This is a genomic window from Roseobacter denitrificans OCh 114 (assembly GCF_000014045.1).
In the GTDB taxonomy this organism is placed as follows: Bacteria; Pseudomonadota; Alphaproteobacteria; order Rhodobacterales; family Rhodobacteraceae; genus Roseobacter; species Roseobacter denitrificans.
Genome location: NC_008209.1, coordinates 344729 through 368583 on the forward strand (window position 1 = coordinate 344729; position 23855 = coordinate 368583).

Consider the following 23855-nt stretch of genomic DNA (forward strand, 5'->3'; position numbering starts at 1 on the left):
CGACGGCGCTGCGCGCGAGTGCCGAAACACAGGCCGCGATGCTGCCTGCCTTGCTCGCGCGGGCTGAGCATCTGGCGGGCGCTGTGCTGCTGGGCGATCACGGTCGGCGTCGCGCCGGTATGGGAGACGACTTTTGGCAATACCGCCCGGCGCAACCCGGTGACAGCCGCCGCCTGATCGATCACCGCCGCTCAGCTATGGGGGACACGCAGTTCGTGCGCGAACGCGAATGGCAGATTGCGCAGTCGGTCATGCTCTGGGTGGATCAGGGCGCATCCATGCGGTTCTCCAGCGCCAGCGATGTGCCCGAAAAGGCGGACCGCGCGCGGGTCCTGGCGCTGGCCATTGCGATCCTGCTGGTGCGCGGGGGCGAACGCGTGGGCCTGACCGGCACGACATTGCCGCCACGGCGGGGAAATGCGCAGATCCTGCGCCTTGCGGAAATGTTCACCAAGGATGCCGAGGAGGATTACGCCCCCCCCGAGCATCGCGCGATGATTCCGTCGGCCCGTGCCGTGTTTATCTCCGATTTCATGGGCGATGTGGCAGAGGTGAAACTGGCGCTGACCAAGGCTGCGGACCGGGGCGTGCGCGGGGTACTGTTGCATGTGCTTGACCCATCGGAAGAGGAGTTTCCCTTTTCAGGGCGCACCATTTTCGAAAGCGTCGGTGGCACGATCAGCCACGAGACGCTGAAGGCGAATGATCTGCGCACGCGCTATCTGGACAGACTGGCCGCGCGCAAGGAAGAACTGCAGCACCTGTGCACTGTGACGGGCTGGCAATACGGGCAGCATCATACGAATATGTCTGCGCAATCGGCCTTGCTGTGGCTTTACTCTGCGCTGGATACAGGTGGGTTTCGATGACTGTTCTGGGTGGGATAGGGTTCACCGCTCCGTGGCTTTTGCTCGCGCTTCTGGCCTTGCCGATACTCTGGCTCATTCTGCGGGCGATCCCGCCAGCGCCGATCAAGCGCATGTTTCCCGGTGTTGCCCTGCTCTTGGGCTTGCAGGATGATGAAAGCGTGTCAGACCGCACGCCGTGGTGGCTGTTGTTGCTGCGGATGCTGGCGGTTGCCGCGATCATTCTTGGCCTTGCCGGGCCGGTTCTGAACCCGAATGAGGATCAGGCACAGGGCGATGGCCCGCTGATGATCGTGCTGGATGGCAGCTGGGCCGGTGCCACCCGCTGGGACGAGCAGATGGAAGCCATTGATGCGCAGTTGAGCCGCGCCAGCCGTGCGGCCCGTCCGGTCGCATTCCTTGATCTGGCCAGACCCGAAGCCCCCGTTTTTCAGGCCGCCGATACATGGCGCAGCCGTTTACCCGGATTTACGCCCTCCGGATGGCAACCGGATGCCGCCCGCATCGCGGAGGCGACCTCGCTTTTGAACGAAACCGGTGCCTTCGATACGTTGTGGTTCAGTGATGGGCTGGATTATCCGGGCCGCGATGAGGCACTGGCGGCCTTTGAGGCGAAAGGCATGGTCGACGTATATCAAACCGCCGCCAATGTCGTGGCCCTTGCCCCCGCCGGGTTTGAGGATGGCGCCATCCAGCTATCGGCGCTGCGCGCCACACCCGGCCCGGAGCGTGAGGTAGTGCTGCAGGTGCAGGGCCGTGACCCGGTGGGCAATGCGACATTGCTCGCCACGGCGACGGCCACCTTTCAGGCCGGAGAGACAAACGCGGACACCGCATTGACGCTGCCCGCCGAGTTGCGCGCGCGGATCACGCGGTTTGACATTCAGGGCCAGCGTTCTGCCGGGGCGACGACACTGGCGGATGATGCGCTGCGCCGCCGTGAAATCGCGCTGATTGCCGGGCGCGAAGACCGCGAGGGGTTGGAGCTTTTATCCCCGCTGCATTATCTTGAACAAGCACTCGCCCCCAGTGCTGATCTGATCAAGGGCAGCCTGTCCGATATCCTGCCCGCCAACCCGGATGTGATCATTCTGGCGGACATTGCCACCCTGTCAGGTGGCGAGGCCGAGGATCTGGGCGAATGGCTGGATCAGGGCGGTATGCTGGTGCGCTTTGCCGGACCCCGCGTTGCCGCGAGCGATGTCAGCCGCGTGGACGAAGACCCGCTGATGCCCGTGCGGCTGCGCACCGGTGGTCGGACCGTCGGCGGTGCCATGAGTTGGGGCGAGCCCAAGACCCTCGCCCCGTTCCGCGAAAACTCACCGTTCTTTGGCCTGCCCATCCCGGATGATGTTCAGGTCACAAGCCAGATCATGGCGCAACCCGACCCGACACTCGCCGAACGCGTGATTGCGGAACTGACGGATGGCACGCCGCTGGTGACGCGCAAGACCCGTGAGCAAGGACAGATCGTGCTCTTTCACGTGACGGCCACGGCGGATTGGTCTACGTTGCCGCTTTCGGGTCTGTTTGTGCAGATGCTGGAACGTCTGGCCGTCGCCTCCTCGGGCACCCGGCCTGATGCGACCCAATTGGACGGCACAACATGGACACCAGAACAGGTTATGGATGGATTTGGAACACTTTCGGACGCGGGCAATCTGCCCGGTGTGCCCGGCCCCGACCTTGTCACGGCCCCGCCCAGCCCCGAGATGCAGCCCGGCATCTATGCCTCCGGTGATCGTCGCCTCGCGCGCAACGTCGTGACGGATGAAACCGCGCTTGAACCCGCCGTCTGGCCTGCGCGCATTCCCGTGCGCGGGTTTTCCGTGCCACCCGAACAACCCATCGCGGGTTTGCTGCTGAGCCTTGCGCTGCTGACCCTCATTGCCGATGTGATCGCATCACTGGCCCTGACGGGGCGTCTAAAGGGCGCGGCCGGACGCACCGCAGCCATTGTTATCGCCTTGGGCATACCGCTCGCCATACCCTCGCAAAGCGCTGCGCAAAGCAGTGAACTTGACGAATTTGCCCTGCAATCCACCGAAGAGATGGTGCTGGCCTATGTCATCACCAGCGATCAAAGCGTCGATGATCTGTCGCGCGCCGGGCTGTTCGGATTGTCGCAAACACTGACGTTCCGCACCTCGGTCGAACCTGCAAGCCCCGTCGGTGTAGACCTTGAACGCGATGAATTGGCATTCTTCCCGATACTCTACTGGCCGATCACGGTGGAACAGCCCCGCCCCTCGTCAGAGGCCTACGCCAAGCTGAACGCCTACCTGCGCTCGGGCGGTCTGATCCTGTTTGACACCAAGGATGCGGATATTGCCCGTTTTGGCACGTCCAGCCCGAACGGTCGCAAACTGCGCGATCTGGCAGCACCACTCGATATACCGCCGCTGGAACCGCTGCCTGCGGATCACGTTCTGACCCGCACGTTCTACCTGTTGCAGGACTATCCGGGACGCCACACCAGCCGCGATGTCTGGGTCGAAGCGGCCCCTCCGGATGCGGAACAGATCGAAGGGATGCCGTTTCGCAACCTCAATGACGGTGTGACACCCGTCGTGATCGGTGGCAACGACTGGGCCGCGGCCTGGGCCATGGCGGAGAACGGCGCACCTTTGGTGCCGATCGGGCGCGGTTTTACCGGCGAGCGGCAACGGGAACTGGCCTACCGCTTTGGCGTAAACCTCGTGATGCATGTGCTGACCGGCAATTACAAATCAGATCAGGTACATGTACCCGCACTGCTCGATAGGTTGGGCCAATGACCGGACAGATGATATTTGACCCGCTGATCCCATGGACACTTTTGGCGGCGATTGCCGTCCTTGCCATGGCGGGTGTGGTTTTTGCCGCCCTGCGCGGGCTGAGCGGTTGGGCCCTGCGCGGTCTTGCGGCTCTCGTCGTGATCGCGGCGCTGACAGGCCCAAGCTACCAGCAGGAGGACCGCGCAGAACTCAGCGATATCGTGCTGCTGCTCGAAGATGAAAGCGCCAGTCAGAACCTGTCGGACCGCGCCGAACAGACCCAAAGCGCTGCCGATGAACTGGCCGACCGTATCGCCGCGCGCAGCAATACCGAAGTGCGGCGGATAACCGTCACCGATGGTGACGGCGACACGGGTACACAACTCATGACAGCACTGTCCAAGGCCCTCGCCGAGGAGCCGCGCAGCCGGGTGGCCGGCATCATCGCCGTATCGGATGGCCGTGTGCATGACGCGGACTTACCGGTAAATTTGCCTGCACCTATGCACCTGCTTATGACCGGCAAGAGCACCGACTGGGACCGTCGGCTCAGCATCAAAAACGCGCCCGCCTTTGCGATCATTGGCGAACCTGTCACCCTGACCCTGCGGATCGAGGATATGGGGAATGCCCCGGCAGGAGCCACGGCCGCGCCCTTGCTGATCTCGGTCGATGGGGCGGAACCGCAGGAGTTTCAGGTGCCGCTGGGTCAGGACATCGACCTGCCCGTGACCTTGCCCCACGGTGGGCGCAATGTGATCGAATTCACCGTGCCGGAGGCTGACGGCGAATTGACGGACCGCAACAACAAAGCCCTGATCCAGATGAATGGCGTGCGCGACCGGCTGCGCGTGCTGCTGGTCTCGGGTGAACCACACCCAGGTGGGCGCACATGGCGCAACCTGCTGAAATCCGACAGTTCCGTGGATCTGGTGCATTTCACGATCCTGCGTCCGCCGGAAAAGCAGGATGGCGTGCCGGTCAGCGAATTGTCCCTGATCGCTTTCCCCACACGCGAATTGTTTTTGGAAAAGATAGACGATTTTGATCTGATCATCTTTGACCGCTACAAACGCCGGGGCATCCTGCCCGCGCTTTATCTCGACAATGTCGCCAATTATATCCGGCAAGGCGGTGCCGTTCTGGTTGCAGCAGGCCCTGATTTTGCGGGCGCGGATAGCATCTATCGCTCGCCTCTCGGTCCGGTGCTGCCTGCGTCCCCGACCGCCCGCGTCCTTGATCAGCCGTTTCGACCCACCGTGACGGAAATCGGTAACCGCCATCCCGTGTCGACCGGCCTGCCCGGTGGCGGGGATTGGGGACCTTGGTTGCGCCACATCGACATCACCGACCCAAGAGGCAATGTCGTCATGGCCGGTGCCGGCGACAGGCCCCTGCTCGTGCTTGATCGTGTTGGTGAGGGGCGCGTTGCTTTGCTGGCCTCCGACCACGCTTGGCTATGGAACCGCGGGTACGAGGGCGGCGGCCCGCAATTGGAATTGCTGCGCAGGCTGGCGCATTGGATGATGCGTGAACCCGAACTCGAAGAAGAAGCACTGACAGCGGATGCCACGGGGCAGACCATGCGCATTTTGCGCCGTACCTTGCAGGAAACCGTGCCGCCGGTCGTGATCACCGACCCCTTGGGGAACGTCACCGAATTGCCTCTGTTACAATCCGGCCCCGGTGTTTTCGAGACCGTTTTCGACGGCCCGGAAATCGGCCTTTACCGGTTGGAAAATGGCGATCAGATGGCCGTCATCGGCCTTGGCCCTGCTGCCCCGCGCGAGTTTGAGCAAACCATAGCGACGCCGGATATTCTGGCACCGGTTCTGGCAGCCCTGCGCGGTGGCACGGTGATGCTGGAAGACGGGTTGCCCCGACTGCGCGAGGTGCGTGAAGGACGTCCCGCCGCCGGGCGCGGCTGGATCGGACTGACGCCGCGCAATGCCTATGAGACGCGCGACGTGCGCCAGACCGCCATTCTGCCCGGGTGGTTGGTTTTGTTGCTCTCTGCCGGTCTGATAACCGCCGCGTGGCTGCGCGAAGGGCGTCGCTAAGGCGTGACTTGACGGTTATCGTGTCGGGTTAAACAGATATTCACCCAAAACCCGCAGATTGCGGCGCAAACCGGTGTTTTAATCCATGCGTATATCTGAATGAGCATTGCCAATAAACTGGCCCAGGAAAGGCGCAGTCGACTTGCTGCGGAGCGTTTGCTTGAACTCAAGCAGGCCGAACTCTTTGCCGCGAATCGAAAACTGGGGCTCCATGCGCGCCAACTGTCGAACGAGATCGTCGAAACGCGCGCCGAAGTCGCCAATGTGCGGGATGAAAACAAACGCGTCAAATCGGACCTTTCCGCCGCCCACAAACAGATCGAGCGTGTGGAACGCAGGCTGTGGCAGTCCATTGAAACGATAAATGACGGGTTCGCGTTTTATTCGCCTGATCTGGAACTTATCATGGCAAATAATTCCTATCTTGCTGTCTTTGACGGGCTCGAAGACATGCAACCCGGCGTCAGCTATGTGACCGTGCTGCAGTTTCTCACAGAGGAAGGCATCGTGAATACGGGTGACTTGCGCCCGGCTGAATGGCGTCAGAAAATGATTGAACGTGTCCAGTCGCCCGAACCCGAAGCTGTCGTTATTCAACTTTGGAACAATGAATACATTCGGATGATTGATCGGCGCGGACCTGACGGGGATATAATCTCCCTTGGCATCAACATCACCGCTGCCGTGCGATACGAGGAGAAACTCGAGGCCGCGCGCGCCAGTGCGGAGGCGGCAAGTCGAGCGAAATCCGCCTTCCTCGCCAATATGAGCCATGAAATCAGAACCCCCATGAATGGTGTCGTCGGCATGGCGGATGTTCTGACGGAAACACCGCTGAGCGAAGAGCAAAGGCTCTATGTCGACACCATCAAGAACTCTGGTGAGGCGCTGCTCGTCATCATCAATGACGTGCTGGACTATTCCAAGATCGAAGCGGAAAAACTCCAGTTGCACCCCGAACCTTTCAACCTTGAAAAATCCATTCACGAAGTGTTGCGCCTGTTGCAGTCAATCGCGCGCGACAAGGGTATTTTGCTGAGCGTTGATTACGCGCTGTTTTTGTCCTCTGACTTCATTGGCGATCCGGGCCGTTTGCGTCAGATCCTGACCAATCTGCTTGGCAATGCCGTAAAATTTACGACTGAAGGGTCCGTGACAGTGCGCGTCTCGGGCAAACCTGACGAAGCGACGGGCAAAGTGATCTTGCAAATCAGGGTCGAAGATACCGGCATCGGCATTCCAGAGGATATGATTGATCACGTCTTTGGCGAGTTCAATCAGGTTGAAAGCGAACGGAACCGCCAGTTTGACGGTACCGGTCTGGGTCTGGCGATCACCAAAAAGCTGATTAAGATGATGAATGGGCAGATTTGGCTCACTTCCGAAGAAGGCGTTGGCTCTTGCTTCGGGTTTGAGATTGCGCTCGAACCTACGGGCCCTGTCACACTGGCCCACCCGGCGCTCGACCCTGGATTGCGCCACGTCATGGTTGTTGATGATTTTCCGCTCAACCGCGACATACTTCAGCGACAACTGGAAGAGATTGGCCTAAAGGTGACGGCCTGCCAGGATGCAGCCACTGCGCTTGCCATGCTCGATAGCTCGGTTGATCTTGTGATGGTTGATCACATCATGGCCGACGTGAACGGCCTGCAGTTTGCGCAAACAGCGCGCAAGGCTGGTCATACGCAGCAGATCATTTTGCTCAGCAGTAACCACGGTTATGCCAGTAAGGACCCGCTGAGCGACAGTGTCGATATCATTGCGCAACGACCCTATCTGCGCAGTGACCTGTTTGGCTGGCTCGAAACGGTCAAGCCGGTGAGCAATAACAACGCAGCACCGGATAAGGCTGATGGTGCCGCATCACCAGCCGTCTTTTCACACCGCAAAACCGTCTCGCCGTCTGATGCACAACCCGTTGAGCCGACAGCACCCCGCAAGATGCGCATACTCGCCGCCGAGGATAACAAGACCAATCGGCTGGTCTTTGGCAAGATGATCAAAGCGCTTGATATCGAACTGCAATTTGCAAATGACGGTCAGGAAGCCGTCGATGCCTACCCGGAATTCCAGCCTGATCTGATTTTCATGGATATCTCAATGCCGCGTCTGGATGGCAAACAGGCGACCCGCGCGATCCGCGAAATTGAAAAAAGCACTAGTGCCCATGTGCCGATCATCGCTTTGACCGCCCACGCGATGAGCGGGGATGACAAGGATATTCTTGAGGCTGGCCTCGACCATTACATGACCAAGCCACTGCGCAAGAACGAAATCATCGGCAAAATCATGGACTTCCGGCCCAGCGATGCCGCGCACCCCTGCCCCGATGACATGGATCAGGAAGCGGGATAGGGCCGAATGAAAACGGGCTTGTCCGGCGTCGACAACTCCGGTTGATACGCATAGCCACCGGTGTCGAAACCGGTAAGTGCGTCCGGATCAGAAAGCCTGTTCTGGATCACAAAGCGGGCCATGGCGCCACGGGCCTTCTTGGCGAAGAAGCTGACGATCTTCGGCCCCTTGCCATCGTTTTTGTCTTCCATGAACGCCGGGGTAATCACCCGCAACTTCAGGGCCTTGGGCGCAACGGCGCCGAAATATTCCTGACTTGCACAATTGATCAGCACATCTGTCCCGACGCTTTGTGCCTGCGCGTTCAGCGCCTTTGAGAGATCATCGCGCCAATACTCATACAGGTTCGACCCGCGCCGCGTTTTCAGACGGCTGCCCATTTCAAGCCGGTACGGTTGAATGGCGTCCAGCGGGCGTAAAACCCCGTAAAGACCTGACAAAATCCGCAGATGATCCTGCGCCCATGCGCGTTCATTTTCATCTAGGCTGGTCGCTTCCAGACCCTGATATGTATCCCCGGCGAAAGCCAAAGCCGCCGGTCTCGTGGCCTCTGGCGCGGGGTCTTCTGCGAATGCATTGAACCGGTCACGGTTGAGACGCGCCAGATCATCGCTTAGCCCCATCAGTGATTTCAAACTCCCAAGGGTGAGATTGCGGGCAGTCTTTGACAGACGCACTGCGTCTTCCTGAAAATCAGGCTGCGTGACCGGAACATCCCGCTCCGCCCAGTCCAGCCGCTTTGCAGGTGAAATCACCACCAACATTTGTCATCCCCCGAAAAAGTCTCTGCTGTCGTATCTAGCCCGCCTCCCGCAGGACGTCCAGAAAGGCCGACCCAAAACGTGCCGCACGACGATCGCCCAGCAGATTTTCAACGGCTTTTTCATCGGCGTTGTGCATCTGCGCGAGTTTTGCCAGCTGCGAAGACGAACAACTCAGCGGCTTGTCCTGCCCCGCCTCACCACGGGCCAACACGGCCTGCACTTCGAGAAGGCGGTCGTAGACTGTGCCGGCGGTTTTGCCCGCCAGCTTCCGTCGGTTCGGGTGCATATGCTCCGCTTCGCCATTGATCACTTCGAGAAAGGCCGCGCCGTAACGTTCGAGCTTCTTGGCCCCCACCCCGCCGATACCTGCCAGATCATCAAGGGTCCGGGGCCGGTTTTCCGCCATTTCGATCAGGGTCCGGTCGGTAAAGATGATATATGCCGGCACCTTGGCATTCTCGGCGAAGGCGCGCCGCTTGGCCTTGAGCGCGGAAAGCAGTGGTGCGTCTTCTTCGCCAACCATGGATTTCACCGCAGGACGCCGCGTGCTTGCGTTGCGGATACTGTCGCGCCGCAATTCAATCGTCGCCTGATCGCGCAGGATCGGCAGCGCTGCATCCGTCATCTTCAACGCACCATGGCGCGCGGGGTCAGGGCGCACCAGATCATGCCCCATCATTTGCCGGAAAACGGCTTGCCACTGGCGTTTGTCATATTCCTTGCCGACACCGAAAGTGGGTAACTTGTCGTGGCCGCGTTGCATGATTTTGTCGGTGGAAATGCCCAACAGGATGTCGATCAGATGCCCCGCCCCGAACCATTCATCTGTGCGCAGGATGGCCGACAGCGCCTTGCGCACCGCGATGGTGCCATCAAATGTTTCGGGCGGCGCATCGCAGAGATCACATTTGCCGCAAGTGATATCGGTCTCACCAAAGTAGCCAAGGAGCGTCGCGCGGCGGCACTTCATCGCTTCGGCCAACCCCAGTAACGCGTTGAGCCGGGCATGATCAGCCGCGCGGCGTTCGGGGGGCGCCAGCCCTTCGTCGATCTGGTTACGCCGCAGGCGGATATCATCCGGACCAAAGAGGGTCAGCGTTTCCGCCGGTGCGCCATCGCGCCCGGCCCGGCCGATTTCCTGATAATAGGCCTCGATCGACTTTGGCAGGTCCGCATGCGCCACCCAGCGGATATCCGGTTTATCAATGCCCATGCCAAAAGCGACGGTTGCCACAACGATCAGCCCGTCCTCCTGTTGAAAGCGGCGCTCCGCGATCCGGCGATCCTCCGCCTCCATTCCGCCGTGATAGTGCAACGAGGTGCGCCCCGCTTCGCGCAGGGCCGCAGAGAGGCTTTCGGTTTTGGCACGCGTTCCGCAGTAGACGATGCCGGATTGCCCGGGACGTGCCGCCGCAAAATCCAAAATCTGCCGTCGGGGACCATCCTTGGCCGCAAAGGAAAGATGGATGTTCGGGCGATCAAACCCCCTGAGGAATATCTGTGGATCGGTGTCGTCAAAAAGTTTCCGAACGATTTCGGTGCGGGTGTCCGCATCTGCCGTGGCCGTAAATGCAGCCAATGGCACCCCCAACACACGCCGCAATTCACCAATGCGCAGGTAATCAGGCCGGAAATCATGGCCCCACTGACTTACGCAATGCGCTTCATCCACCGCGATGAGGGACACACCGATGCGCCGCAGCAGACCCAGCGCCGAGCCTGCCGCCAGACGCTCGGGCGCCATATACAACAGCTTGAGCCGCCCCTGATCCAACGCATCGAATACCGCGTCGGTTTCCTCGGGCGTATTGCCGGAGGTAAGCGCCCCGGCAGCGACACCGGCCTCCTGAAGGGCGCGCACCTGATCGCGCATCAGGGCGATGAGGGGTGAGATCACAACCGTCACGCCATCGCGCAAAATTGCAGGCAATTGAAAACAAAGCGATTTACCGCCACCCGTTGGCATGATCGCCAGCACGTTTTCGCCCGCAGTCACAGCATCGACAATTTCTTTTTGCCCGGGTCGAAATGCATCAAACCCAAAGACATCGCGAAGCATCTGGGGCGCGCCGGTCATGTCGGTCCTGTTCGTTAATTCCGCTTTGTGGCGCAGACTCCCACAGTCACGATTCGCGGACAAGGGCTATCCGGTGCATTTGTGAAAAATGCCCCGCCAGCCGACCGCTAAATGAAGAGCGCGTAGTTGTTCACAAGTACAATGCGCAGGATCGCAACGATCAACAGGACGGCCAGAGGTGCCAGATCAATCCCGCCCATTTGCGGTAAAACCCGGCGCACTGGGCCATAAATCGGTTCCAGCAAGCGGTTCAGCCCATACCATATTTGCGCAACCAGCGATTGCTGCGTGTTCAGCACCTGAAAATTGATCAGCCAGCTCATGATCACATGCGCGATGATAAAGAACCACACGACATTCAGCAGGAGCATCAGAATTTCAAAGATCGATTGCATCAAAATACCTTTCGTTGGGCCTTGTTCAGTTAAGCAAGCAGCATCCAAAGGGCAAGGCTGCGCCTGTCCTAGAGGGTGCGATTTAACAAAGCTTTACTTGCCTGACAGCGGCGGGCCTGTTCTACCTTAAGGAAACAAGGCAGAGCAGGCAGGCGGATGAGCTCGACGCGTCAACGCATTTGGGGTTGGTATTTCTTTGACTGGGCAAGCCAGCCCTACAACACCCTGTTGCTGACCTTCATTTTCGGCCCCTATTTCGCGCAGACGGCAACCGAAACATTGATCGCTGATGGCATGGCGGCAAACGCGGCACGTGCACAGGCGCAGGCCTATTGGGGCTATGGGCTGACGGCGGCAGGGATCGCAATCGCCGTGCTGGCGCCCCTTTTGGGTTCAATCGCGGATGGCAGCGGGCGACGCATGCCGTGGATTGTCCTGTTCAGCACGCTTTACGTGGTGGGCGCCGCGGGCCTGTGGTGGACAGCACCTGCCGATTTTTCGATACTCTGGGCGCTGTTCTTCTTCGGGATTGGCCTGATCGGCATGGAGTTTGCGACCATTTTCACGAACTCCTTCCTGCCGGAGCTGCACCCCAACAGCAATGAACGGGGGCGCATCTCCGGCTCCGGATGGGCGTTTGGCTACCTCGGCGGTGTGGTCGCGCTTGCCATCATGCTGGTGCTTTTTCAGGCCGGTGACACCGGACGCACGATTGCGGGCCTTTCGCCCTTGTTCGGTCTGGACCCGGACACAGGCGCAGACACGCGCATCGTCGGGCCGCTGACCGCTGCGTGGTTCATGGTTTTCATCATCCCTTTCTTTTTGCATTTCCGCGACATCGCCCCAAGGCATACGCCGCAAAACCATCTGCGCATCGGCCTGATCGGCTTGCGCGACACGCTTGTGAAACTCCCCCGAACGCCGTCCTTACTCGCCTATCTGGGATCGTCGATGTTTTATCGCGACGCCCTGAACGGCCTTTATACATTCGGCGGCATCTATGCGTTGGGCGTGCTCGGCTGGAGCATCATGGACATCGGCATTTTCGGCATTCTCGCCGCCATCAGCGGTGCGGTTTTCTGTTGGATCGGCGGGCATGCAGATCGCCGCATCGGCCCGATGCCGGTGATCATTTTCTGCTGTGTCACGCTGATTTTGACCTCGGGTCTCATTTTGTCACTGACGCCCCGGTCCATTCTGGGCATCGCACTGGCCGACGGCTCTGCCATCCCTGACGTTACATTCTACATCGCGGGCGCGCTCATCGGGGCGGCAGGCGGCGCGTTGCAGTCATCGTCCCGCACGATGATGACGCATCAGGCCAACCCGGACCGCATGACAGAAGGCTTCGGGCTTTATGCGCTCTCCGGCAAGGCGACATCATTTCTTGCACCGGCATCCATCGCAATCGTATCAGACCTCACCGGCAGCCAGCGTATGGGGATCACACCGATTGTTGTGCTTTTCATTCTGGGCCTGATCCTGCTCATATGGGTCAAACCCAAAGGGGACTACGCATGAAAACGTCACATTTCATCCTGATATCCGTGCTTGCAGTCGGCCTGATGGCCTGTTCCGAACAAAGCGCGCCACCTGCGCAGGTCGCGCCATTGCCGACGATCGGCACCTCCGGGCATAAAGACAGCCTGAAACCGGCAAAACAGCTTTTCGGGGCGAAATCAGCAGCCTCGCAAAGCCCGCCCGCTCCCTTCGGCAGCTATGCGAAAGGGTGCGTCGCAGGGGCCGCACAACTGCCTGAAACAGGCCCCACATGGCAGGCGATGCGGCTGTCGCGCAACCGCAACTGGGCACACCCCGAAACGGTGAGCTTTGTGAAAGACCTCAGCCGGATCGCAGCGCAGCAACCGGGATGGAATGGTCTCTATGTCGGGGATTTGAGCCAGCCGCGCGGGGGTCCGATGCTGTCGGGTCATGCCAGTCACCAGATCGGGCTGGACGCAGACATCTGGCTGCGCCCTGCCACAAACCTGTCGCTGAGCGTGGCGGAACGCGAAAACATCTCCTCCATTTCACTGCGGCGCAATGCCGGGGCCTTTGTCAACGACAACTGGACCCCTCAACATGCCGCGATTCTCAAGGCCGCCGCATCGGACCCGCGCGTCGCGCGCATCTTCATCTTTCCCGGCGCAAAGGTTCAGCTTTGCAACACAGCGACAGGTGACCGGTCATGGTTGCGCAAGATCAGACCGTGGTTCGGGCATCACTATCATTTCCATGTGCGCCTGTCCTGTCCGAGCGGATCGACCGGCTGTGTGGATCAAACCCCGCCACCCGCAGGGGACGGATGCGCGGATGCGCAGGCGTGGGTCAATAATATCCTGAACCCGCCCCCACCTGATCCCAATGCGAAACCTCGAAAGCCAAGGCCGCCCGTGCGCCTTGCTGATCTGCCTGCACAATGCGCCGACGTTTTACAATCGCAATAATCAGCGCCGTGGCCCTCGCGCCGTGGTTCTGGTTCAAGCCTGTCGCGCCGCCGGATCAACCCGCTCACCTGTTGGCAGTAACCGACATCCCCCGCGACGAGGACTGGATCGGCGGCCTGTCCGGCATTGATCTGACACCTGATGGCACGGAATTTGTCTTTGTCACGGACCGGGGGCATGTGGCGCGCGGTCAGCTCCTGCGCAGGGACGGGCAACTGACGGGAATCGAGATCGACACGAAACGCGTGTTGGTCGACCCGCGCGGCCGTGTCTGGGAAACACTGCAAACGGACGCGGAAGGGGTCGCATGGGCCGCGTCTGGTGCGATTTTCGTGTCCTTTGAGCACGCCCACCGCGTGCACGCCTACCCGACGCTGGACACGCCGGAGAAACTCCCAAGCTACACCCGTGCATGGGGCGCATTCAAACAAAACGGCGGGCTTGAAGCGCTCGCCATTCAGGACGGCGGATCGCTGTTCGCGATCCCCGAGCATGTCCATCCCGGCGCTTGGGCCGCACTGGTCTATCGCCGCAAACCGGGGGAGGCGTGGCAACAGGCCTTTACCCTTCCGGTCACCGACGAATTCTCCCCGGTTGGGGCCGATTTTGGCCCCGATGGACGGCTCTATGTGCTTGAGCGCGGCCTGTATCCCTTCGGCTTTTACAGCCGCGTGCGGGCGATGAGAGTGCAGGAAGACAGTGTGACGGATATCGAAACTGTTCTGCAAACCAAACTGGGGACGCATGGCAACCTCGAAGGCCTCGCAGTCTGGCGCGACGCTGCCGGGACGATCAGGCTGACCATGGTGTCTGACGATAATTTCTATCCCTTCATGCGCGGTGAAATTGTCGAATACGCTCTGACGCAAAGGGTTGCCACGCAGCCGCAATAGGCCTAAAGACGCGGCGTCGGCGATGGTTGCCGACCAAGTGCCGCACCCTTGCCAAAACGGATTATTCACATGACACGCGCTCACCTCCCCGGCATCATTGCCATGGCTGCAATCGTTGTTGCCTCCAATATTCTTGTCCAGTTCCTGTTCGGAAACTGGCTGACGTGGGGGGCCTTCACCTACCCGCTCGCCTTTCTCGTTACGGACATCATGAACCGCGTCTACGGTGCGCAGGCTGCCCGGCGCGTTGTGTTCACCGGCTTTATCGTCGGGATCATCTGTTCGCTGATCGGCACACAGATCATGGGCGAATATGGGCCGCTGGTTACGCTTCGGATCGCAATCGGGTCCGGCATCGCCTTCCTGACGGCGCAGTTGCTGGATGTGTCGATCTTTTCCGCACTTCGGGGAGGAACATGGTGGCGCGCGCCGCTGGCCTCTACGCTGATCGGCAGCACCGTCGATACTGCCTTATTTTTCAGCATCGCCTTTTCAGCAAGCCTCAGCTTCATCGAGCCTGCCAATGACGTATCCTGGGCGGGGGAGGTTCTGCCGATCCTTGGATTTGGCCCGCAGGCCCCGCTGTGGGTGTCGCTTGCGATTGCAGATTGGGGCGTCAAGCTGAGCCTTGCGCTGCTGGCGCTGGTGCCGTTCCGCCTGATCACCGGGCGGATGACCGCCGCGCAGTAACACATCTTTAACGAAAAAAAGCTTGGCAAATTTCTGAACCTATGCAACGATTCTGATATCAGAAACAGATAGGTAAAGGAGGTGATCCAGTGTCAAGAAAGGTATTGGAGAGAGGTGTCGGAACAGCTTTGGAGGTCGCCTGCTAAGGCAGCCCTTACCGGGCAGACCACAGGGTGGACGTGATCGTCTAACCGATCCCACCTCCGCAACCATTCGATTGGGCCGCACTGTAAATGTGCGGCCCTTTTTGATAGGCGTGGCCGCGCGAACACCTGAGCGGAAACCCATCCGCCCATTCAGTCAGCGTTTGAGGGCGGTTTGCCCGAGGTCATCATGAGAATAAGCGACAACATCACCATCGAGGATTGGGAACTGACCGAGAGCTTCATGCGCTCCTCCGGTCCCGGCGGGCAGAACGTCAACAAGGTTTCATCCGCCGTTGAACTGCGGTTTGAGGCCGCGCGTTCACCAAATTTGCCCGCACCGGTCAAAACCCGCCTGAAACGGCTGGCCGGGCGGCGCTGGACAACCGATGGCGCGCTGGTTCTGCAATGCGAGGAAACCCGCAGTCAGGCGCGCAATCGGGAAATTATCCGCGAGCGCCTGGCAGAGCTTATCCGCAAGGCGCTGGTGGCCCCCAAACGGCGGATCGCAACGCGCCCCACGCTGGGGTCTAAAAAGCGGCGGCTCAAGGCCAAGAAGCAACGCGGCGAGGTCAAATCCCTGCGCGGTCGGGTGGATCCGGAATAATGCCGGCAGTACGCGCAACATCCTTGCGAGAGGTCCAAGGGCGCGCCGCAGGGCAACCGGTCAAGATCTGCCAATGGAAACTGGTGCTGATGCGATCACGACATGTGCCGCAGCCTTGTGCGATACGATTTACAGGGCTAACACGCAGCACAAGGAAACGCCGAACAGGCTTTGGCGACGTCTTGCAGAAGAATATAGGAAACCCATGACCCACAACGTGTATAAGAACGATCTGCCTGATGGGCTTGACCTCGGCCCGATGGTGGCAATTGATTGCGAGACGATGGGCCTGCACCCGCATCGCGACCGTCTGTGCGTCGTGCAGCTTTCGGGCGGGGACGGCAAGGCGCATCTGATCCAGATCGCAAAGGGCCAGACCGAGGCGCCGAACCTGTGCAAGCTGCTCGAAGATCCCAAGGTGCTCAAGCTGTTTCATTTCGGGCGTTTTGACATCGCGGCCATGCTCAATGCTTTTGGCGCAACGGCGGCGCCGGTATATTGCACGAAAATCGCCAGCCGTTTGGTACGCACCTATACGGACCGCCACGGTCTGGCCAAACTGCTGCAAGAACTCTTGGCGATCGACATTTCGAAACAGCAACAATCCAGCGACTGGGGTGCGGAGACGCTCACAGACGCGCAGATTGAATATGCCGCATCGGATGTTCTCTATCTGCACCAATTACGCGAGGCCCTGAACAAGATGCTGGAACGGGAGGGCCGCATGGAAACAGCGCAGGCCTGTTTTGACTTTCTGCCGATGCGCGCGAAACTGGACTTGATGGGGTGGCCTGACACGGACATTTTTGCGCACTCATGAGCGGGATATTTCAAGATACCGCGCGCCGTGTAATCCGGATCGAGATCGACGCCCTGCAACAGCTGGAGCAGAGCATCGACGACAGCTTTGCCAAGGCTGTTGAACTGATGATTGCCGCGACCGGGCGCATTATCGTCTGCGGCATGGGAAAATCGGGCCATATCGCGCGCAAGATCGCCGCGACCTTGGCCAGCACCGGCACACCTGCGCATTTCGTACACCCGGCCGAAGCCAGCCATGGCGATCTTGGGATGATGGGGGCCGGCGATGTGGTGATCGTCCTGTCCAACTCCGGCGAAACCCCGGAACTGGCCGATGTCATTGCATATACGCGCCGCTTTTCCATTCCGATGATCGGGGTGGCAAGCCGCCCTGAGTCCACGCTGCTGCGGCAGTCTGATGTGGCCCTGGTTCTGCCGCGCGCGCAGGAGGCCTGTGGCACGGGCATCGTTCCGACCTCATCGACAACCATGACGCTGGCGCTCGGCGATGCGCTGGCCGTCGCCTTGATGGAACACCGTAAATTCACGCCAGAACACTTCCGCGCGTTTCATCCTGGCGGAAAACTTGGCGCCCAGTTGAGCAAGGTCTCGGACCTCATGCACACGGGGCGCGCTGTCCCGGTCGTGCCGGGCGACGCCCCAATGTCCGAAGCACTGCGCGAAATCGGCCAGAAAGGATTTGGAGTCGTCGCGGTATCTGACCCGCAAGGGCTGTTGCAAGGGATCATCACAAACGGGGACATCAGCCGACATATGGACGGCTTGGCCTCCTTTGAGGCGCATAACGTCATGACACCATCACCCGTGACGATCCCGCCTGATGCCTTGGCCGAACAGGCAGTCGGCATCATGAATGACAAGAAGATCACCTGCCTGCTGGTCGTCGATCCGCAGGAACCCCGGAAACTGGTCGGGCTGATCCATATCCACGACTGCCTGCGTATTGGCCTGGGGTGATCTTGATGCATGCTGATCGCTACTCTCGAATGGTGGCATGGTTGAAGGTGACCCTGCCTCTCGTAGCGCTTGGTATGTTGTCGACGCTCTTTCTGATTTCGCGTGCGGTTGATCCGCCCAGCACGATTCCTTTTGCCGACAGCGAAGTGCAGGAACGCCTGACCAACCAGCAAGTCACAGGACCTTATTACACCAGCATGTCCGCGAATGGGGATCAGATCGCCGTGATTGCTGAAACCATGACCGGGCCAACGGGTGTCGGCGGAACAAACAAAGGCAAGAACGTCGATATCGAGATGAAGATGGCCAGCGGTACAAACATTACCGCCTATGGAAATGATGCCCTGCTTGACATTGCGAATGACCTGTCACGGCTGACCGGCGATGTCAGGATTACCACCTCCACCGGTTATGTACTGCTGTCCGATGAGTTGTTGATGCGCATGTCTGCCATGGATGTGACCTCACCCGGTGCGGTGTCTGCCACCACGCCTTTGGGGGATCTGCAGGCCGGCGCGATGCGCTTCTTTGTCCCGGAGGGAAAAGAAGATGGCCAATGGGTTTTTACAAACGGCGTAAAACTGGTACACACGCCGGATAAAACGAAAGAATAAGCTGTGACTGTTTTCAGAAATCTCATTTTATCCCTGCCGCTTGTTTTTGCGGCCACCGGTCTGTTGGCACAGGGCACGCAGGTGGCTTTTGGCACGATTCAGGACAACAGCGGACTGCCCGTTGAGGTCACCGCCGACAGTCTCGCTGTCGATCAGAACGCGGGAACGGCGCTGTTTACGGACAATGTGATCGTGATTCAGGGCGAAATGCGCTTGTCGGCCGACAATGTGCTGGTGGTCTATGACACGACGGCACAGGCCATTGACCGCATTGAGGCCACGGGCAATGTCGTGCTGATTTCCGGACAGGATGCCGCCGAATCCGAGCGGGCAGACTATAATGTCGATGACGGGACAATCGTGATGAGCGGCAGTGTTCTTGTCGCGCAGGGCCCCTCGGCAATCAGTGCTGACACAATGACTGTTCAGATATCCGACGGCACCGCGCAAATGTCAGGCCGGGTCAAAACCGTGCTGCAAACCGGTGATCAGTAGATGGCACGCCCCAGGCTGACAGTCGCAGAGGGCTCTGCCGGGTTACGGGTTGAGCATTTGCGCAAATCCTATCGCAAGAAAACTGTCATCCGCGATTTTTCGATGGAGTTAGACAGGGGCGAAGTCGTCGCTTTGCTGGGGCCGAACGGGTCGGGCAAGACAACGACCTTTTACGCCATTGCCGGGCTGGTGACGCCCGAGGGCGGCAGCGTGCAGATTGATGGGCAGGATGTGACGACCTTTCCCATGTATCGCCGTGCGCAACTGGGGATCGGATATCTGCCGCAGGAGATGAGCATCTTTCGCGGCCTTTCCGTACAGGATAACATCGCCGCGATCCTCGATATTACCGAACCGGACCGCCACAAGCGGCGCGAGCGGCTCGAAGAGTTGCTATCAGAGTTTTCGATCGAGCACCTGCGCCGCGCTCCCGCGCTTGCCCTGTCCGGCGGTGAGCGACGGCGTGTGGAAATCGCCCGATGCCTCGCGGCAAACCCACGGTATCTGCTGCTGGACGAACCCTTTGCGGGTGTCGATCCGATTTCGGTCGATGATATCCGCACCCTTGTGGCCGACCTCAAGAAACGCAGCATCGGCGTGCTGATCACCGACCACAACGTGCGGGAAACGCTGGAAATCGTGGATCGCGCCTATATTCTGCACGAAGGCAAGGTGCTGATGTCAGGCACGCCACAAGATGTCGTAGAGAACGAAAACGTGCGTCGGGTTTATCTGGGCGATAAATTCAGGATTTCCTGATATACCCTTTGTTAACCTTTACAATTTTTCCGCTTATGCGCGTTTCTTTTGTTTGACTCTTTCCCCAATAGTCGGGCTCAATGGAACCATGGCGAAGATCAGTCCTTGTGTTTCACCGTGTGCGACAGCTCGTCAGAGCACAGAAAACATCAACCTGAACGGTAGCCATTTTCCATAACCTGTCATCACTTAAGCACGTCGCGAAAGCGTGCGCTTTTGGCAGTGTCTGACTTAAAAGGAGAACCCATGCGGTATCAAATCAGCGGCAAACAGATCGATATTGGTGAAGCACTTCAGACCCACGTACGCGAGGAACTCAGCGAAGCGGTCAAGAAGTATGCCGAGCGCCCGACCGAGGCCGTTGTTGTTTTCTCCAAATCGGCCCATGAGTTTGTTTGCGAGGCAACGGTACATCTGTCGACCGGGCTGACGGCACAGGCCAAGGCGCATCAGACGGAGATATACGCAGCATTTGATGCCTGTCGCGAGAAAATGGAAAAGCAGCTGCGTCGCTACAAGCGTAGGTTGAAAGATCATCATAAAGATCGGGCCGAGCCTGTTGAAATCTACGGCGCGTCCTCATATATCCTCGCATCAGAAGTTGAGTCGGAGGATCAGGAGCCCGAAACGCTGCAACCGATCATTGTGGCTGAAATGGAGACGAAGATCCCCTCTCTTTCCGTGGGCGAGGCCGTCATGCAAATGGAGCTTCAAGGTGCTCCTGTTCTGGTGTTTCGCAACGAAGGCAAGGAAGGCGTGAATGTTGTATACCGTCGGGATGATGGGAACATCGGCTGGATCGATCCTAAGTAGAGTATAACGGCGCAGGCTGCGTCAAAAAAGTGCGAGCGATATGGAATTTTCTGAACTCCTGAAGCCGGAGGCCGTAAAGGTGCTGAACTCGGCCTCCAGCAAGAAACGCTTGATGCAAGACATCAGCGATCTTTCTGCACAAGTCTATGATTTGAACGCAGATGTGGTCCTTGATGCGATGCTGGCGCGCGAAGCGCTTGGGCCGACGGGTGTGGGGCATGGCATCGCCTTGCCGCATGCCCGGTTGAGCGATCTTGACTCCGTTCTGGGTGTTTTTGTTCTTCTCGACAAACCGATTGATTTCGGCTCCGTTGACCGCCAACCGGTTGATATCGCCTTTGCCCTTTTCGCGCCCGAGGATGCAGGTGTCGATCACCTCAAGGCGCTGGCGCTGGTCTCGCGCACCCTGCGTGATGCGTCCGTGTGTGCGAAACTGCGGGCCAACCGCAACCCGGCCACACTCTATACAATTCTGACATCGGCAGAAGCAGAACAAGCCGCCTGACCGGTGAAAACTGGTCAGGCGGCTGCAACGTCTGGTGATGTTTCGGTCGCTTTACTGTGCGGCTTTGCTCATGCTGACGATTTCGTGGATATATCTCGAAAGATCATCCCGCAGGTCATCTCGCGCCAGCCCGAATGAAACCGTCGCCTGCAGGAAGCCCGACTTTGAGCCGCAATCAAACCTCTGGCCCTGAAAGCGATACCCATAGACCCCATGGTCTTTTTCGATCTCGGTTGCGATGGCATCTGTCAGTTGCACCTCGCCTCCGGCACCTTTTTTCATGTCGTTGAGGTTCGACAAGACGGACGGGGCAAGAATGTAACGGCCAATGACCGCAAGGTTTGACGGTGCTTTACCCTCTGGTGGTTTTTCAACCATCCCTTTGACGCGCACCATCGACCCCATATCCGTTTCGATGTCCAACATGCCGTAAGAAGACGCCTTTTCCGGTGGCACTTCCATCGCGGCCACCATATTGCCGCCCGTTTCCTCGTATGCCTCAACCATTTGCTGCAGACACGGTTTGTCCCCTGCAATGACATCATCCGGCAGGATCACCGCAAAAGGTTCGTCCGCGATCAGACGGCGCGCGCACCAAACGGCGTGACCCAGCCCCAGCGCTTTGTGTTGGCGGATATAGGCGATTGCGCCGCTTTCCATATTGGTGTTTTCGAGCATTTCCAGCAGCTTTGTCTTGCCCTTGTCACGCAAGGATTGCTCAAGCTGCGGGGCATGATCGAAGTAGTCTTCGAGCGCACCTTTGCCGCGCGAGGTTACAAAGATGAACTCCTTGATCCCGGCGGCGCGCGCTTCATCAATGGCGTATTGAATGAGCGGTCGGTCCACCAGCGTCATGATTTCCTTCGGGACGGATTTTGTTGCTGGTAAAAACCGCGTCCCCATACCTGCGACAGGAAAAATAGCCTTCGTTACTTTGCGCGTCATCTCGCCACCCTCGTTTGCCATATTCGTTCTTTCTTACCAGTTTTCATCCTAGCCGAAGGGCCGTGCAGGATGTCTGTTTACCGTTCCGCTGATCCACTCTTACAGTACCTTTTAGGTTGAAACACGCAGATTACAGGCATCGCGTGGGCTTTACCCTAGGTTATCCGCTTCCAAATGACCACCGCTCAGAGACAAGAGGGTAAACACTCCGAATCATTCCAACCCCATCGCTGCCATCATTGCCTCAAGGCGCGGCACGTCCTCAGGGTTGTTGAGTTCCCAGAATTGCCGGCCCTTTGCCTCAACCTCGACGCATAAAACCGACCTGCCGTTTTCCATGAACCGAAGCTGCTCAAGCCCTTCCAGCTGTTCCAGCGGGCCGACCTGCCAGCCCGGATAGGCCGCAAGGGCCGCAGGGCGGTACGCATAGACGCCCACATGATGGAAAACCGGCGTTTGCGCATCTTCGGAATAGTCTCGGGACGTGAAGGGGATAACCTCCTTGGAAAAGTAGAGCGCATGGTTGTCTTGCGCAAAAACCGCCGTGGTGCCACCGACCCGGCCTGCCTTGCGGTCGTTCAAAAGTCCCTGCAGCGTTTCACCATCACATCGCAACACGGGCGTCGCGATTTCGGCCGTGGGCGCGTTCAAAAGACCTGCGACCAGATCCTCGATAAACCACGCGGGGGTAAGCGGCGCATCCCCTTGCAGATTGACGACGATGTCATATCCCCCGCCCAGCGCTGCGTGCACTTCGGCACATCTTTCGGTGCCATTGGCGCAGTAAGGCGACGTCATCACGACCTCTGCCCCGAAAGCCTGCGCCGCGTCCTGAATACGGGTATCATCCGTGGCCACCACAACGCGGTCGATGCCCGACACCTCCATGGCTGCGCGCCAGCTGCGTTCAATCAGACTGAGCGTTTGACCGGAAGCGCCACGCAAACCGACCAGCGGCTTGCCGGGATACCGCGACGAGGCATAGCGCGCTGGGATTGCGATCAGGACAGACATCAGGCTTTGGTCAACTCGACACCGGGCGCATAGGCAATGAAGAACGGGTTCGCATACCCGGATTTGCCATAGCGCAGCGGTGACAGATCGTCGAACCGCACAACATGCCCACCTGCACCTGCAAGCACCGCATGACCCGCAGCGGTATCCCATTCCATCGTGCGACCCAGACGGGGATACAAATCTGCCTCGCCCGTCGCAACGAGACAGAACTTCAGTGAACTCCCCGCACTTTTCATATCACGCACGGCGTATTTGTTGATGTAGTCATCCGTCGCCTGATCCCGATGGGATTTTGATGCAACGACCATCAAGGCGGCATTGTCCGGGGCCGAAACGGACATCGCCTTGGTCTCGCCAACGGTTTCAGGCGCAAAACTTCCCGTTTCCTCGACAGACTGGCCACTTGCATCCGTAAAGAACATCCGTTGACGGGCGGGGGCGTAGACCACGCCGCGTGTCGGCACGCCATCCTCGACCAGCGCGATGTTGACGGTGAAATCGCCGCGGCGCTGGATGAATTCCTTGGTGCCATCCAGCGGGTCCACGATCAGGAATGTATCACCCGTCTGACTGTGGGATGCCGCCTGTTCCTCGGTGATCAGCAAAACGTCCGGGAAGGCTGCGCGGAGTCCCGCCGATATGATGGCATCGGCGGCCTCATCGGCGGCTGTAACGGGGCTTTGGTCTGATTTGGTCTGCACATCAAAGTCATCTGACTCGTAAATTTCCATGATCTTTGCGCCCGCCTCAATGGAAAGACGTCGCATAACCTGTGTCAGCTTATTGTAATCAAACATGAATTTACCTTTTCGCGGCCCTGGCGTGTAACTTTATGCCGCCCCTTATGCGGCGAGTGTTGCGGAACAGCAAGA

General features: G+C 59.1%; 22 protein-coding genes. 16 read left to right on the forward strand and 6 right to left on the reverse strand.

Annotated elements, in window-relative coordinates; genetic code table 11:
* Nucleotides 1–38: 38 nt before the first annotated feature.
* The 4 genes from RD1_RS01655 (at nt 39) to RD1_RS01670 (ending at nt 8040) form a co-directional block, all read left to right on the forward strand.
* Complete coding sequence (locus RD1_RS01655; RefSeq protein ID WP_050759117.1) at nt 39–869, forward strand: DUF58 domain-containing protein; 831 nt, start codon at nt 39–41, stop codon at nt 867–869.
* Nucleotides 866–3643 carry a DUF4159 domain-containing protein gene (locus RD1_RS01660; RefSeq protein ID WP_011566698.1) on the forward strand — a complete coding sequence of 926 codons (2778 nt, stop codon included), beginning with the start codon at nt 866–868 and terminating at the stop codon, nt 3641–3643. The genes RD1_RS01655 and RD1_RS01660 overlap by 4 nt, the downstream gene beginning before the upstream one ends.
* Nucleotides 3640–5682 (forward strand): membrane protein, encoded by a 2043-nt coding sequence (locus tag RD1_RS01665; protein WP_011566699.1) that lies wholly within the window; start codon nt 3640–3642, stop codon nt 5680–5682. Before RD1_RS01660 ends, RD1_RS01665 begins: the two co-directional genes overlap by 4 nt.
* Before the next feature lie 99 nt (nt 5683–5781).
* Nucleotides 5782–8040: a response regulator gene (locus RD1_RS01670; RefSeq protein ID WP_044032884.1), complete on the forward strand. Its 2259-nt coding sequence runs from the start codon at nt 5782–5784 to the stop codon at nt 8038–8040.
* Here RD1_RS01670 and yaaA read toward each other — a convergent pair.
* From yaaA to RD1_RS01685, 3 genes are all read right to left on the reverse strand, one after another.
* The gene (gene yaaA, locus RD1_RS01675) at nt 8025–8804 is read right to left on the reverse strand and encodes a peroxide stress protein YaaA (protein ID WP_011566701.1); all 780 of its coding nucleotides are present in this window, start codon (nt 8802–8804) and stop codon (nt 8025–8027) included. The genes RD1_RS01670 and yaaA overlap by 16 nt on opposite strands.
* Nucleotides 8805–8838: 34 nt before the next feature.
* Nucleotides 8839–10881 carry a DNA helicase RecQ gene (gene recQ, locus RD1_RS01680; RefSeq protein ID WP_011566702.1) on the reverse strand — a complete coding sequence of 681 codons (2043 nt, stop codon included), beginning with the start codon at nt 10879–10881 and terminating at the stop codon, nt 8839–8841.
* Nucleotides 10882–10988: 107 nt separating this feature from the next.
* Complete coding sequence (locus RD1_RS01685) at nt 10989–11276, reverse strand: YggT family protein (RefSeq protein ID WP_011566703.1); 288 nt, start codon at nt 11274–11276, stop codon at nt 10989–10991.
* Nucleotides 11277–11432: 156 nt separating this feature from the next.
* Between RD1_RS01685 and RD1_RS01690 the strand changes: the two genes are divergently transcribed.
* The 12 genes from RD1_RS01690 (at nt 11433) to RD1_RS01745 (ending at nt 21021) form a co-directional block, all read left to right on the forward strand.
* Nucleotides 11433–12797 (forward strand): MFS transporter, encoded by a 1365-nt coding sequence (locus RD1_RS01690; RefSeq protein ID WP_011566704.1) that lies wholly within the window; start codon nt 11433–11435, stop codon nt 12795–12797.
* On the forward strand, nt 12794–13723 hold the full coding sequence (gene mepA, locus RD1_RS01695) for a penicillin-insensitive murein endopeptidase (RefSeq protein WP_011566705.1): 930 nt from the start codon (nt 12794–12796) through the stop codon (nt 13721–13723). The genes RD1_RS01690 and mepA overlap by 4 nt, the downstream gene beginning before the upstream one ends.
* 8 nt (nt 13724–13731) lie before the next feature.
* Complete coding sequence (locus tag RD1_RS01700; RefSeq protein WP_044032885.1) at nt 13732–14616, forward strand: esterase-like activity of phytase family protein; 885 nt, start codon at nt 13732–13734, stop codon at nt 14614–14616.
* Between the two features lie 69 nt (nt 14617–14685).
* A complete protein-coding gene (locus tag RD1_RS01705; RefSeq protein ID WP_011566707.1) occupies nt 14686–15306 on the forward strand; it encodes a queuosine precursor transporter in 621 nt (206 codons plus the stop codon).
* 333 nt (nt 15307–15639) lie between these two features.
* Nucleotides 15640–16056 (forward strand): alternative ribosome rescue aminoacyl-tRNA hydrolase ArfB, encoded by a 417-nt coding sequence (arfB, locus tag RD1_RS01710; RefSeq protein ID WP_011566708.1) that lies wholly within the window; start codon nt 15640–15642, stop codon nt 16054–16056.
* A gap of 205 nt (nt 16057–16261) precedes the next feature.
* Nucleotides 16262–16876, forward strand: coding sequence for a ribonuclease D (locus RD1_RS01715; protein WP_044032886.1), 615 nt, complete (start codon nt 16262–16264; stop codon nt 16874–16876).
* Nucleotides 16873–17835 carry a KpsF/GutQ family sugar-phosphate isomerase gene (locus RD1_RS01720; protein WP_011566710.1) on the forward strand — a complete coding sequence of 321 codons (963 nt, stop codon included), beginning with the start codon at nt 16873–16875 and terminating at the stop codon, nt 17833–17835. Before RD1_RS01715 ends, RD1_RS01720 begins: the two co-directional genes overlap by 4 nt.
* A gap of 47 nt (nt 17836–17882) precedes the next feature.
* Nucleotides 17883–18449, forward strand: a complete 567-nt coding sequence (locus RD1_RS01725) for a hypothetical protein (RefSeq protein ID WP_245897159.1) — start codon at nt 17883–17885, stop codon at nt 18447–18449.
* A 3-nt stretch (nt 18450–18452) separates the two neighbouring features.
* Nucleotides 18453–18944, forward strand: a complete 492-nt coding sequence (gene lptA / locus RD1_RS01730) for a lipopolysaccharide transport periplasmic protein LptA (RefSeq protein WP_011566712.1) — start codon at nt 18453–18455, stop codon at nt 18942–18944.
* Entirely contained in the window at nt 18945–19703 is a 759-nt protein-coding gene (gene lptB, locus RD1_RS01735; protein WP_011566713.1) for an LPS export ABC transporter ATP-binding protein, read from the forward strand.
* Between the two features lie 246 nt (nt 19704–19949).
* On the forward strand, nt 19950–20516 hold the full coding sequence (raiA, locus tag RD1_RS01740; RefSeq protein WP_011566714.1) for a ribosome hibernation-promoting factor, HPF/YfiA family: 567 nt from the start codon (nt 19950–19952) through the stop codon (nt 20514–20516).
* 40 nt (nt 20517–20556) lie between these two features.
* Entirely contained in the window at nt 20557–21021 is a 465-nt protein-coding gene (locus RD1_RS01745; RefSeq protein ID WP_011566715.1) for a PTS sugar transporter subunit IIA, read from the forward strand.
* Nucleotides 21022–21072: 51 nt separating this feature from the next.
* Here RD1_RS01745 and galU read toward each other — a convergent pair whose 3' ends face one another.
* The 3 genes from galU to cysQ all read right to left on the reverse strand — a co-directional run bounded on the left by galU (nt 21073) and on the right by cysQ (nt 23780).
* The gene (gene galU / locus RD1_RS01750; RefSeq protein ID WP_011566716.1) at nt 21073–21966 is read right to left on the reverse strand and encodes a UTP--glucose-1-phosphate uridylyltransferase GalU; all 894 of its coding nucleotides are present in this window, start codon (nt 21964–21966) and stop codon (nt 21073–21075) included.
* Between the two features lie 213 nt (nt 21967–22179).
* Nucleotides 22180–22980 carry a 3-deoxy-manno-octulosonate cytidylyltransferase family protein gene (locus RD1_RS01755; RefSeq protein WP_011566717.1) on the reverse strand — a complete coding sequence of 267 codons (801 nt, stop codon included), beginning with the start codon at nt 22978–22980 and terminating at the stop codon, nt 22180–22182.
* Nucleotides 22980–23780 carry a 3'(2'),5'-bisphosphate nucleotidase CysQ gene (gene cysQ, locus RD1_RS01760; RefSeq protein WP_011566718.1) on the reverse strand — a complete coding sequence of 267 codons (801 nt, stop codon included), beginning with the start codon at nt 23778–23780 and terminating at the stop codon, nt 22980–22982. Before cysQ ends, RD1_RS01755 begins: the two co-directional genes overlap by 1 nt.
* Between the last annotated feature and the right edge of the window lie 75 nt (nt 23781–23855).

Excerpts from the sequence above, each read along its gene's own strand:
- RD1_RS01655 (WP_050759117.1), top strand. The coding sequence starts at position 39 with ATGCTGCCTGCCTTGCTCGCGCGGGCTGAGCATCTGGCGGGCGCTGTG.
- RD1_RS01660 (WP_011566698.1), top strand. The coding sequence starts at position 866 with ATGACTGTTCTGGGTGGGATAGGGTTCACCGCTCCGTGGCTTTTGCTC.
- RD1_RS01665 (WP_011566699.1), top strand. The coding sequence starts at position 3,640 with ATGACCGGACAGATGATATTTGACCCGCTGATCCCATGGACACTTTTG.
- RD1_RS01670 (WP_044032884.1), top strand. The coding sequence starts at position 5,782 with ATGAGCATTGCCAATAAACTGGCCCAGGAAAGGCGCAGTCGACTTGCT.
- yaaA (WP_011566701.1), bottom strand. The coding sequence starts at position 8,804 with ATGTTGGTGGTGATTTCACCTGCAAAGCGGCTGGACTGGGCGGAGCGG.
- recQ (WP_011566702.1), bottom strand. The coding sequence starts at position 10,881 with ATGACCGGCGCGCCCCAGATGCTTCGCGATGTCTTTGGGTTTGATGCA.
- RD1_RS01685 (WP_011566703.1), bottom strand. The coding sequence starts at position 11,276 with ATGCAATCGATCTTTGAAATTCTGATGCTCCTGCTGAATGTCGTGTGG.
- RD1_RS01690 (WP_011566704.1), top strand. The coding sequence starts at position 11,433 with ATGAGCTCGACGCGTCAACGCATTTGGGGTTGGTATTTCTTTGACTGG.
- mepA (WP_011566705.1), top strand. The coding sequence starts at position 12,794 with ATGAAAACGTCACATTTCATCCTGATATCCGTGCTTGCAGTCGGCCTG.
- RD1_RS01705 (WP_011566707.1), top strand. The coding sequence starts at position 14,686 with ATGACACGCGCTCACCTCCCCGGCATCATTGCCATGGCTGCAATCGTT.
- arfB (WP_011566708.1), top strand. The coding sequence starts at position 15,640 with ATGAGAATAAGCGACAACATCACCATCGAGGATTGGGAACTGACCGAG.
- RD1_RS01715 (WP_044032886.1), top strand. The coding sequence starts at position 16,262 with ATGACCCACAACGTGTATAAGAACGATCTGCCTGATGGGCTTGACCTC.
- RD1_RS01720 (WP_011566710.1), top strand. The coding sequence starts at position 16,873 with ATGAGCGGGATATTTCAAGATACCGCGCGCCGTGTAATCCGGATCGAG.
- lptB (WP_011566713.1), top strand. The coding sequence starts at position 18,945 with ATGGCACGCCCCAGGCTGACAGTCGCAGAGGGCTCTGCCGGGTTACGG.
- raiA (WP_011566714.1), top strand. The coding sequence starts at position 19,950 with ATGCGGTATCAAATCAGCGGCAAACAGATCGATATTGGTGAAGCACTT.
- RD1_RS01745 (WP_011566715.1), top strand. The coding sequence starts at position 20,557 with ATGGAATTTTCTGAACTCCTGAAGCCGGAGGCCGTAAAGGTGCTGAAC.
- galU (WP_011566716.1), bottom strand. The coding sequence starts at position 21,966 with ATGACGCGCAAAGTAACGAAGGCTATTTTTCCTGTCGCAGGTATGGGG.
- RD1_RS01755 (WP_011566717.1), bottom strand. The coding sequence starts at position 22,980 with ATGTCTGTCCTGATCGCAATCCCAGCGCGCTATGCCTCGTCGCGGTAT.
- cysQ (WP_011566718.1), bottom strand. The coding sequence starts at position 23,780 with ATGTTTGATTACAATAAGCTGACACAGGTTATGCGACGTCTTTCCATT.